Below are 12,099 nucleotides of genomic sequence, written 5' to 3'. Positions count from 1 at the left end.
ATTTATGATTTTTGTTTTTTATGCAAAACATTTAAAAAGTTGTTTATTCAATCATTTTTACTCAAAAAACCAATTTTTTTAATAAAATGGACCCAAATTTATATAAAAAATAATGTATAATTTATTTACTATGATTAAAAGAGCAAAAAAATTAATTATTGGTTTATCAATGTCAACAATATTGTTACCAATTGTTGCGTGTTCTAAACCTGAAGAAAGACAAGTTGAAATCAGAGAAGAAAAACCAATTATTTTAACTCCTATCGAAGGTTCTCAAACTAATAGTGGTACTTCTTCATCAAAATCTAACGAAAAAACACCTGAATCACCAAAACACACGCAAGGCGAATCAAACAATAAAACAAATGAAACTGAGTCTTCATCATCAAACCAATCAGAATCTACAACATCTGCTGGCGATGAAAAACAAAAACCAACAGCACCTGTTTCAAACGATCAAAAAAGAGATTATAGTAGTGAGTATGCTTCATTAGTAACTGAAGTTAATGAATTTATTGGAAGTGAACTTAAAGAACTTAAACAAGAAGTTAATAGAGACCTTTTAAGAAGCTTTATAAATGAAGTTAGTTATGAAAACATTATTAAAAAAGCTTTATCAAATGATGAGTATTCTCAAAAAATCAATGAATTAAAAGCAATTTATAATAATGTAAAAGCATCATATAAAAATGCTGAAGAAGTTTCTGTAACTGAAGAAGATCTTCAAGAAGTAGATAAAAGAGATTTAAAAGAAAACTTTTCAAGCATTCATAAAAATAATGATTACAACATGAATGTTAAATCAAATAGAGATGCTAACACTTTTATGAACTTAATTGATAAAAACCTTGTCAAAGATATTGAATACCAAGGTTATACAGAAGCTAATAAGGAAAGAATCGGTGAATTCACAAGAGAACTTGTTAAACACTTAGATGATGAGTTTGATAAAGTGCAAACAGTGTTTAATTGAATTAGAAGAAACTTAAGATATGCATTCAGCGAGAAAGATCGTCCAGCAATTGAACCATATGATGTTTTATTAAGAAAAGTTGCTGTATGTGGTGGATATAGTAATCTTTATAAGGCAATGCTCGATTCATTAGATATTAAAAACTCTATTGTTATTGGTTGATCAAGAGGTGGTGATCATCAATGAAACTTAGTTTTTGATTCAAAAACAAATACATATTACCATTCAGATCCAACATGAGGATACTTAAACAAACCAGTAGAAGATTTTGCTAGAGATCATAGAGCATACAAAATTATTGATTCAGTTTATTCAACAAATGGATTTAGTTATGAATATAATTTCGGTGTCTCATTAGTTAGTTCAAATAATGAAAATAAATATCCAGAACACATCGAAAATAATTTAAGCATTGTTTCTATTTCTGAAAGTGCTCTTAAAAATTCAAAAACCTTATATGTAGGTGCTAACATTGACAGAATTGAATATGAAGGCGGAACATTTGACATTCAAGAAATTGTAGTTGACAAAGATAACCAATACTATGCTTCAAAAGATGGTGTTTTATATAACAAAGATTTCACTAAACTTTTAATTGTTCCTGAAAAATATCAAAATGATACATTAGTATTACCAAACACTGTTAGAGAAATAGAAGACAGCAAATTCTCAATCAATGTTGATAACTTAAGAAAAATTAAAGTAGAACCAGGTAACTTCTGATTTGCAAGTTATGGAGGAGTTTTATATAACAATGGTTTAAGAAAAATTGTTGTTATTCCTAAATTAGCGCAGACAATTATCACACCAGAAAATGCTATTTTAGATTCACATGACTTTGCTCATAATCCAAATATTAATTCAATTATTATTTCAGAAGGCGCTAAAGATATCCCTGAGTTTACTTTTAATAAATTAGATAACTTAAAAGAAATAACTTTCCCATCTACATTAAAAACAGTTTCAAATAATGCATTTAACCAAATTAACTTAAGTAAAGTAAAATTCGATACATCAAAAATTAAAGATGCAAAAGTTATCGAAACATTAAATACTATTAAATCAAGATATAAAAAATAACCTTCATTATGAAGGTAGTTTGACATAAGATAAAATCTCGATGTCGGCTCACATTAATTATAACTTATATTTAAAAAAGTGTAAATGAGAAGAATTTGCACTTTTTTAAATTCTTGATTTTAATATTTTAGAACAAAAGTATTTTTAACTCTAGAATACACATAGTTAATTTTTGTAATCGAATTATTGAAAAAAAAATTTTCTAATATAATATACAATGATTTTAAAAGATATTAAAAATCGTTCTTAAAATTTAGGAGATTATAATGAAAATAGCATTTTTTGATGCAAAAGATTATGATATTAAATACTTTGAAAAATATAATGAAGGAAGACACGAAATTACATATTTCAAAGAAAATTTAAACTTAAACACAGCTAAATTAGCTAAAGGTTATGATGCTGTTTGTGGTTTTGTTAATACATATGGAGATAGAGTTATTTTAAGTGTATTAGCAAATTTAGGTGTTAAATACTGATTTCAAAGATCAATGGGTTACAATAAAGTTGATATTGCAGCTGCTAATGAATTAGGAATTCAAGTTTTTAGAATTTTTAACTATTCAGCCGAAAGTATTGGTGAATTCGCATTCGCAGGACTTTCTGCTTTAAATAGAAATCTTTTAGAAGCAAATAGGAGAGTTGAGAAATATAACTTTTCACTAAATGGGCTTGATGGAAAATGTATTGGTAACTCAGTTATTGGAGTTCTTGGATCTGGAAAAATTGGTCAAACATTTATTAAAATTGCTAAAGCAACAGGAGCGAGAGTATTAGTATTTGATGCTTTTGCTCAAGAAAACTTCCCTGACTTAGCTGATCAACTTGGAATTGAGTTTGTTTCATTATCAAAATTACTTGAAGAATCAGACTTTATTTCAATTCACTGTCCTTTATTCCCTGCTACTAAATACTTAATTGATGAAGCAGCAGTTAATAAAATGAAAGATGGTGTAATTATCGTCAATACAGCACGTGGTGAAATATTAGAACTTAATGCTGTTATTAATGGACTTAAATCAGGAAAAATTAAAGGTTTATCAACAGATGTTCTTGAACGTGAAGAAGGAAGATTCTATGAAGATATTTCTGCTAGAATCGCTGATATTCAAGAGATGGATCCACAATGAAAAGAATTAATTGAAATGCCAAATGTTTTAATTACATCACACCAAGCCTTTTTAACAGATTTAGCTTTAACACAAATAGCTAAAGTAATACTTGGACATGCCGATGATGCTCAAAAAGGTAACTTCGACAATGCCTTAACAATTATGGAAAACGGAATGATTAAAAATGGTTAATAAACAGAAAAAAAATAATTTAAAAAATGGACTTGATTTCTTTAAATCATTATTCAGTTACTTCAATTTAAAGAAATCAACAAGAGTTAATGCTGAAAAACCTAAAAACTTAATGACTTGAGTTGCTCACGGAATTTCAGAATTAATTGGTACAATCTTAATTTCATTATTATTAGCTGGTTTAAGTACAGTTATTAGCGCAAAAGGCGGAAAAGCAATTATTATTGAACATTACCTAATTCACCCATCTTTAGTAGGTCTTTATGCAGGATTTATTGCGGTTGGTTTAGTATTATTCATTTTCTTAAGATGAAGTTGTGATTTGAACCCAGCTGTCAGTTTAACAAGATACCTTAACGGTACAAATGATGGTTGATATACATCATACAAAATCTTAATTCAATTTATCGGAGCTTTAATTGCAGGTTTAATTATTTATGCAGTTGGTAATGGTGCAACAAATGGTGAATTTGTTTCTAATTTACCAATTAACTCAATTTCAGCCGCAGATAAAGTGTTTCCACCTTTCAAACAAGCTACATTTGATTCAAAATTTGTTTCAGGTTCAATCTGAATCGTTTTTGTTGAGATTTCAATGACAGTTATTTTATTAATGCCAATCTTCTCGCCAAGAATTGAAGGAAAATACCGTGATACATTCATTATGGCTATTATTTCTTTCTCAGTATGAATGGGTGTTTTAAGTGGTACAGCAGCTATTAACCCAGCTCGTGGATTAGCTCAACAATTACCAATCTTAATTTTTGAAAGTTCAAAATCTTCAGAAGGATTTTTAGCTTACACACAATTAGTTACAAATGATGCTTCAAATGTTTCTCAAGTATGAAACGGAGTTGTTTCAGGAACAATTTCAATGCTACTTGGAGGATTCATGGCTCCATTTGTATACTTATTCATTCAAGGATTTACAGAAAAAGTATTCAATCCTTTTGTTACAAAAGTTATTGCATTTAAAAACTTCAAATCACAAAACATGCAAAAACCATATAATAATGATAAAAAATAAAAAATCACTTTGTGATTTTTTTAATTATTAATATAATAAATAAAACATTCATAAAGGATAAAAATGAACAAAGATATATTTTTTTCAGTAACAATTACAATGATTGTTCTAATTCTTTTAATCTTAGCAGCAATCATTGTAAGATACTTACTTTGATACTACATTTACGGATATAAAAAGAGAAAAAGCGGCTTTCTTTTTGAAGAAAAAGTTAATGCCGAAATTAAAAAATACATAAAAGGAACTGGCCTAAAATTCATCGAAGGTGGAGTTTACTCATACAATAATAGACAATTTGAAATCGATTCACTTTTAGTATCTCCTTCAATGCTTGTTGTTTTAGAATACAAATACTTAAGTGGAACTATGTCAGGTGATGCCAACGCAAAAGACATTCAATTAAGTAGTAGTAAAGACAAAAAAGTTGCTAAAAAACTTTTTAGAATCAAAAACCCTATTTCACAAAATGAAAACCATATAAGTAACATTAACAAGGTTTTAAATAAAGACATTATGTACGTTTCAATTATCGTAGTTCCAAATGAACTTGATGTACAAATTTCAAACATTCCGGATCATGTTAAATTCTTCAAAGTGCAAGAACTTGAAACATTAATTAATGAACTTTCTATTCAATCAAAAAGATATCCTGAGTTAGTTAATGTTAAAGAAGTTTTAAATATTATAGAGATTTTCAAAATCAGAACATTAGCTGAAAAAATCAGATTCAGAAACAAAATAAAAAGCAAACAAGGTAATAAATAATTTATGGAAAACTTAAACATTGAAAAACACGCAATTTTAACAACAAGTAAAGAATTAAACATCTCTACCAAACAAGTTTCAATCGTACTTGAAATGCTTAGTGCTGGTGATACAGTTCCTTTTATTTCTAGATATCGTCAAAGTGCTACAGGTGGACTAAATGAAGAACAAATTTATCAAATTGATAAATTATTCAAATACTATGAAGCACTTAACAAAAGAAAAGAAGCTATCATTGAAATCTTAAAAGAAAAATCATTATTAACAGATGAATTATTAAACAAAATTAATTCAAGTAAAACAAAAAGCGAACTTGAATCAATTTATGAACCATTCAAAGTTGGTAAAATCACAAAAGCTTCAGAAGCTATTAAATTAGGACTAGAGCCACTTGCTAAACGTATTTTTGAAAACAAGGATCCTAAATTTAATATCAAAGAAGAAGCTAAAAAATACTTATCAGATAAAGTAATCTCAATTGAATTTGCTATCACACAAGCAAACTACATTATTGCACAATGAATCTCACAAAACATTAATATTAAAGAAGAAATCAAAAACCGTATTTATACTTTTGCACTTATTAAGACCAAAGTTAAGAAAAATGCAGAAGATGAAAAAGAAAAATTTAAAATATACTATGACTATTCTATTCCTGTTAAATACATTAAAAACCACAATGTTTTAGCTATTAATAGAGGGGTTAATCTAAGAATCTTAAACTTATCATTTGATTATAAAATTGAGAATTTTGTTTCTTATGTTTTATACATGGTAGACAAAAGAAAAATTAATTCCGAAAACTTAAAAGAACCTATTTTAGACTCATTAAAAAGACTAATTTTACCTTCAGTGGAAAGAGAAGTTTTTGCAGAATTATTTGCTAAAGCAGAAGCTTCTGCAATTGAAATTTTCTCAAACTCGGTTGAAAAACTTTTAAATGCACCAGCAATTGATAATGTTAATATTTTATCTATTGACCCTGGTTTTAAAAATGGATGTAAGGTTGCAGTTTTAAACAAAAATGGTGATTTATTAAAAGTTGAAAAAATTTATCCTCATGAACCAATCAAGAAAGTTGATGAAGCAAACAAAATTATTGCAGATTTAATTACTAAATATAACACTGATATTGTAGTTATCGGTAATGGAACAGCTTCAAGAGAAACAGAAAGATTTGTCGCAAACTTAATTAAAAAATATAACTTTGCAAACCTTAAATATACAATTGTTTCTGAAGTTGGAGCAAGTATTTACTCAGCATCTAAAATTGCTATTGAAGAATTCCCTGACCTTTCAGTTGAAGAAAGAAGTGCGGTAAACATTGGTAGAAAATTCTTAGACCCACTTAATGAATATGTAAAAATTGATCCTAAATCAATTGGGGTTGGTCAATACCAACATGATGTTAACCAAAAAGAATTAGAAAACTATTTAACATTCAAAGTTCAAAAAGTAGTTAACGAAATTGGGGTTGATATTAACTCTGCTACAAAATCTATCTTAACTTATATCTCAGGTTTAAGTGAAAAACTAGCTGAAAATATTGTTCAATATCGAAAAGAAAATGGTGAATTTAAAGATAGAAATGAAATCAAAAAAGTTAAAGGTCTTGGAGCTAAAACTTTTGAACAAGCAATTGGTTTCTTAAGAATCTTTAACACTACAAAATACCTTGATAAAACATATATCCACCCAGAATCTTATAAGTTAGCCAACAGCATTATTGATGAATATGATTTATCACCAAGTGAGGATGGTATTGATGTATCACATTTATCTGCTGAAAAAATTGCTGAGCAATACAATGCAGATATTTATGATGTAAAACTTATTTTAAAAGCATTATCCTCACCTGTTAAAAGAATTAAAAAAGATAAAAGTGGATTTGCACTTCAAAGCAGTGTTATTGAGCTTAGTGACTTAGCAGAAGGCTCAAAAGTAATTGGTACAATTGAAAATATTACCGACTTTGGTATCTTTGCTTACATTGGGATCAAAGAAAATCTTTTTATACATACCAAGGACCTTAAGGTAAGTGATAATCAAAGTCAATTTGATTTATATTATCCAGGTCAAAGTATCGAAGCGATTATTACAAACATTGATATTGATCGTAAAAGAGTTTCAGGTAAAATCATTTAAATAGCCTATTAGGCTATTTTTTAATTAAAAAAGTAGCTTAATGCTACTTATGATATGTAATACCATGCTTAATAGTGAAAGCACGATAAATTTGTTCAATTAACATAACTCTAAATAATTGGTGTGGGAAAGTCATTTTAGAAAAATTTATTTTATCTTTAAAATACTCTTCAATAACACCGTTTGAGCCACCAATAACAAACGTTAAATTATCAATATCAACAATCTTATCACTAAATTCTTCTGAACTAATTTGTTTACCTTGTAATGATAAATAAATTACATTTGAGTTTTTAGGGATTTTTTCTAAGATCATTAATGTCTCTTTTTCTTTTTTAAGATTAATATTATCAATCTTTTGTTCTTTAATCTCTATAACATTCACTTTACAAAAGAAATTAATCTTTTTAACATAATCATCAAAAAGAACTTTGTATTCTTTTGAAAGGGAACCAACAGCAACAATATTTAACTTCATTATTTTCTATTTGAAGCAATATAGAACATTAACATTTGAATATCAGCTGGGTTAATACCTGAAATTCTAGAAGCTTGGCCAATTGTTTTAGGTCTAATTTTTTCGAGTTTTTGTTTTGCTTCAGTTGCAATATTAGCAACAAGGTTATAATCTAAATCTTCAGGAATTTTGAAATTATCAAGTTTAGCCATTTTTTGAGCCATAGTTTCTTGTTTTCTAATGTATCCATCTAAACGTACAATTGTTGTAAGTTCATTTTTAAATTCAAAATCGCCAACAACATCTTTAGCTTCGACTTCTGGACGTGCTAAAACTTTTAACATTGAAACACCATTTTCAATTCCATATTTTTTAGCAAGTTCACTTTTTGAAGAAACATAAGTAATGTTCAATTCATCAATTTTATCTTGAATCATTTTGTATTTATCAAGAACTTTTTGGTGATCTTTATCACTAATTAAGCCAACTTCATGACCGTATTTAGAAAGTCTTAAATCAGGGTTATCATTTCTTAATAAAAGTCTATATTCAGCTCTAGATGTTAACATTCTATAAGGTTCTTTAGTTCCTTTTGTTACTAAGTCATCAATTAAAACACCAATATATGCATCACTTCTTTTAAGTACTAAAGCTTCTTTATTTTCAATTTTTAAACCAGCATTAATACCAGCAATCAAACCTTGAGCAGCTGCTTCTTCATATCCACTTGTACCATTAATTTGACCAGCAGTAAATAAGTTTTTAATAACTTTAGATTCTAAAGTATCGGAAATTTGTAATGGGTTTAATGCGTCATATTCAATTGCATATCCTCATTTTTGAATTCTTGCGTTTTCTAAACCAGGAATTGTTTTAAGCATTTCTGCTTGTACTTCAGTAGGCATAGAAGTTGACATACCATTTACATAAATAATGCTTCCATCAGCTGTTTCTGGTTCAAAGAAGATTTGGTGTCTATTTTTATCTCTAAAACGCATAACCTTATCTTCAACACTTGGACAATATCTTGGACCTATTCCTTCAATTAAACCTGAATACATGGCTGATTTGTTAATGTTTCTTTCGATTATTTCATGCGTCTTTTCATTTGTATATGTTAAATAACAAGAAATTTGTTCTGCAAGTTTTACACCAGATCTTGATGAGAATGTTAATGCAGTATCATCTAAAACTTCTTTTTCAACTTTAGAAAAGTCAATTGAATCAGCATAAACTCTAGCAGGAGTACCTGTTTTAAGTCTTTGAAGTTCAAGTCCGTGAGCTTGTAATGAAGCACTTAATTTAGGTGTAGTTTTTTGATTATCAGGCCCACTGATTGTAATATCACTACCTCTAAGAATTCTCGAGTTCATGTATGTACCTGTTGTAATAACTACAACCTGTGAATTGATAATTTCTCCACCCTCAAGCTTTACACCTTGGAAAACATTATTTTCATCAGTAATAATCTCCTCAACTACAGCTTCAATTAAAGTAATGTTTTCGTGTTTGGCTAATGCTTCGTTAATAATTTTTGAATATTTTTCTTTATCAATTTGTGCTCTTAAAGCTCTAACGGCTGGGCCTTTTGATTCATTTAACATTTTAATTTGAATCATAGCTAAATCAGAGAAATATCCTTGAACTCCTCCTAATGCATCAATTTCTCTAGTAATAATTCCTTTAGCAGGACCACCAATTGATGGGTTACATGGCATCATAGCAAGTTTGCTTAAGTCAAATGAAATTAAAGCAACTTTATGTCCTTTATTTGCTAATGCAAATGTTGCTTCAACACCTGCATGACCACCACCAATAACAATGGCTTCAAAATTTCTTTTATTTGTATTCATAGTTATTAAATTTTATCAAATTTAATTTTTTGTATATCATAATTTTTTAATAGGAACTAAAAAAGTACTTAAAAATAAAATGCACGAAATTGAGTTAAATGAATTCGTGCATTTTAATAATTATTTTTGTAAGATTCAAAATGTTGTATTGTCTGAAAATTTTAAAACTTCATTTGATTCTTTAAAGTTTTGATCACGATTTAATGTTTCTAGAATTTTAAATTTAGTATTACTTAAGATTAGATTTTTCAGTTCTTCAAGTGAATACAAGTGCATAAAGTCACAAAAGTTTTCTTCATTTTTGAAAATATAATCACCAAAAGTTTCGAATTTAAATTCATTGCATTCATTAAGAACTTTTTTGTAATTAGCTAAATATTTTTCTTCATCACGTTCATGAGCACTAAAAATAAATATTCCACCTTTTTTAAGTACTCTGTAAATTTCGCTTAATGCTTTAATTCTTTCCTTTTGACTAGGAATTCCTGGTCACCCATTAAATGAAAAGAATACAAAGTCAAATTGATTATCTTGAAACTTTAAATTAGTCGCATCTTGTACTTGAAAATCAATTGGATAATTTAACTTTTGATTAATTCAGTTTGCTTGCTCTATCATAGCCTCAGAAATATCGGCAGCTATGATATTTTGATAACCATTTTCATATAAAGCAAATGTTGTTCTACCAGAACCGCATCCTAAATCTAAAATAGTCGCAGATTGCTTAATGTACTTTTTTAATAAATGTTTTTCAGAAGCTCATAATTTAATATTTAATGTAGCATTACCATATTTTAGTAAGGTTGCTCAATTATGAAATACTTTTTTGTTATTGTTATTCATCTCTTAAACTATTAGTGAATATATATGGTCTTGATACAACATTTAATGTTTGATCAAATCCATTGGATTCTGTAAAATCAACATACGAATTACCAGCAAGAATGCTAAATCCAAAAGTATTTACAAATTTTACGATTTTCTCATTTCTTGTTGCATCAAATTCTATAAATATATCAATATCATTAATCATTTGTTCTGAAAGATGTGAAACAAATGGATAAACTTGTAATTTATGGGTTGTAGCCATAAGGTCTTTAACAGTTAAATCAGATGCTGTGATTCTGTAAAAACCATCTCCAAAAATGTTGAACATTGTAATTCTAAATAATGTATTTTTAAAACTATTTAATTCTAGTTCACTAAATTTATTTTTAATACTAATAGTTTCGTTTGAATTATGTTCATTAAGTGCTTGCTTAATTTTGTTTTTGAAGTTAGGTCTTCTCTTAATTTCATCAGCTAAAGTAGCTGGTGTAATTGTTAAACCAATTGTGTTTTGAATATTTTCTTGACTTAATTTTTTAAATCCAAAAAACTCAAATTTTTTAGTATAACTTTCATTTCTGCCTGAAGTTTCATCGGCATCTTTGATTAAAACTTCAATTCCTAATTTACCTTGTAAATCATTCGGATTAACTCTAACTATTTTATATGAATATTTTCTTTCAAGTTCAGGATTTAAACCAAAGAATACTCCATTAATAGATGGATTTAAATTAATTCATTCTGAGAAATAATCTGTTGTGGTATTTGCTAATTTTTCAAATGTAACCGCATTAGCTTCGCGGCTTTCAAGTTGATTAAATTCGGTAATATTTGAATTATACATAAGCATAGCACCAACTAATGATGGATATAACTTAACCATTTCGCCAAGATTTTCTTTTTTAGTTAAAAGATCATCTTTTTCGTTATGTGGTAATTGATTATTTGTGCTAAATCCTACTAATTTAGTCATTTTTGATTTAGTTTTTTGAGTTTGTTTATCAACAAAGTGAACTTCTACTTCAAATAACTCGCCATCTTGAATGTGTATTTTCATGTGGTAAAAGTTTGTAATAGAAATATTATATTTTTCTTTAAGTTCTTGACTAATATTAAGTTCCTCAAGCATCTTATTAAAACCAATTTGTTTGAATTCATCATATGCCTTTTTAGCATCATATGTTTTATATTTACTGTCGTTTCTTAAACTGAAACTTGTCGGAAAGTTTTCTAAGTCAGCAAAATCATTTTCTTGATTTGAAACTTGATTTTTTGATGGCTCACTGTTTGATGAACCTGGGTCTGGGTTTGTAGGTTGTTCTTGAATTGGAACTTTTGGTTCTTTTTGATTTTTATTATTTTCAGAATTTTGAACAACTTGTTTGTTAGCATCATTTGATCCATTATTTTTTTCATCATTAGCATTTTCTTGAACTGTTTGTGGCCTTGAACAAGCAGTAAGAGTTGTTATTGATGTAATACTTGATAAAAGTAAAAAAGTGTTAATTTTTCTTAATTTAATTTTCATAATGTTTGAAATTTTAGCACTTTTTTATTTTTGTCAAAATTAAGATTACTTACACACCTAATATATAGGCTTAAAAGTATTTTTTCACATTTCCAAAATTATGCATATTTAATTTTGAAAAAAGCACTTCTGGATTATA

The 12,099-nt window shown here is 27.7% G+C and carries 9 protein-coding genes; 5 read left to right on the top strand and 4 right to left on the bottom strand.

Annotated elements, in window-relative coordinates:
• Positions 1–130: 130 nt before the first annotated feature.
• The 5 genes from D2846_RS02325 (at position 131) to D2846_RS02305 (ending at position 7,294) form a co-directional block, all read left to right on the top strand.
• A complete protein-coding gene (locus D2846_RS02325; RefSeq protein WP_170128424.1) occupies positions 131–2,053 on the top strand; it encodes a leucine-rich repeat protein in 1,923 nt (640 codons plus the stop codon).
• Positions 2,054–2,319: 266 nt separating this feature from the next.
• Entirely contained in the window at positions 2,320–3,357 is a 1,038-nt protein-coding gene (locus D2846_RS02320; protein ID WP_117275440.1) for an NAD(P)-dependent oxidoreductase, read from the top strand.
• The gene (locus tag D2846_RS02315; protein WP_117275439.1) at positions 3,350–4,384 is read left to right on the top strand and encodes an aquaporin; all 1,035 of its coding nucleotides are present in this window, start codon (positions 3,350–3,352) and stop codon (positions 4,382–4,384) included. Before D2846_RS02320 ends, D2846_RS02315 begins: the two co-directional genes overlap by 8 nt.
• A gap of 63 nt (positions 4,385–4,447) precedes the next feature.
• A complete protein-coding gene (locus tag D2846_RS02310) occupies positions 4,448–5,149 on the top strand; it encodes a nuclease-related domain-containing protein (RefSeq protein WP_117275438.1) in 702 nt (233 codons plus the stop codon).
• 12 nt (positions 5,150–5,161) lie between these two features.
• Positions 5,162–7,294, top strand: a complete 2,133-nt coding sequence (locus D2846_RS02305; protein ID WP_117275902.1) for a helix-hairpin-helix domain-containing protein — start codon at positions 5,162–5,164, stop codon at positions 7,292–7,294.
• Positions 7,295–7,337: 43 nt separating this feature from the next.
• On the opposite strand, the gene D2846_RS02300 is transcribed toward D2846_RS02305, so the two are convergent.
• From D2846_RS02300 to D2846_RS02285, 4 genes are all read right to left on the bottom strand, one after another.
• Positions 7,338–7,772 carry a 23S rRNA (pseudouridine(1915)-N(3))-methyltransferase RlmH gene (locus D2846_RS02300; RefSeq protein WP_117275437.1) on the bottom strand — a complete coding sequence of 145 codons (435 nt, stop codon included), beginning with the start codon at positions 7,770–7,772 and terminating at the stop codon, positions 7,338–7,340.
• Positions 7,772–9,604 carry a tRNA uridine-5-carboxymethylaminomethyl(34) synthesis enzyme MnmG gene (gene mnmG, locus D2846_RS02295; protein WP_117275435.1) on the bottom strand — a complete coding sequence of 611 codons (1,833 nt, stop codon included), beginning with the start codon at positions 9,602–9,604 and terminating at the stop codon, positions 7,772–7,774. Before mnmG ends, D2846_RS02300 begins: the two co-directional genes overlap by 1 nt.
• A gap of 120 nt (positions 9,605–9,724) precedes the next feature.
• Positions 9,725–10,447, bottom strand: a complete 723-nt coding sequence (locus tag D2846_RS02290) for a class I SAM-dependent methyltransferase (protein WP_117275434.1) — start codon at positions 10,445–10,447, stop codon at positions 9,725–9,727.
• A complete protein-coding gene (locus tag D2846_RS02285) occupies positions 10,440–11,960 on the bottom strand; it encodes an LppA-related lipoprotein (RefSeq protein ID WP_117275433.1) in 1,521 nt (506 codons plus the stop codon). Before D2846_RS02285 ends, D2846_RS02290 begins: the two co-directional genes overlap by 8 nt.
• Positions 11,961–12,099: the final 139 nt, after the last annotated feature.

Source organism: Mycoplasmopsis edwardii (genome assembly GCF_900476105.1).
In the GTDB taxonomy this organism is placed as follows: Bacteria; Bacillota_I; Bacilli_A; order Mycoplasmatales; family Metamycoplasmataceae; genus Mycoplasmopsis; species Mycoplasmopsis edwardii.
This window is presented reverse-complemented; position numbering and strand designations above follow the sequence as displayed.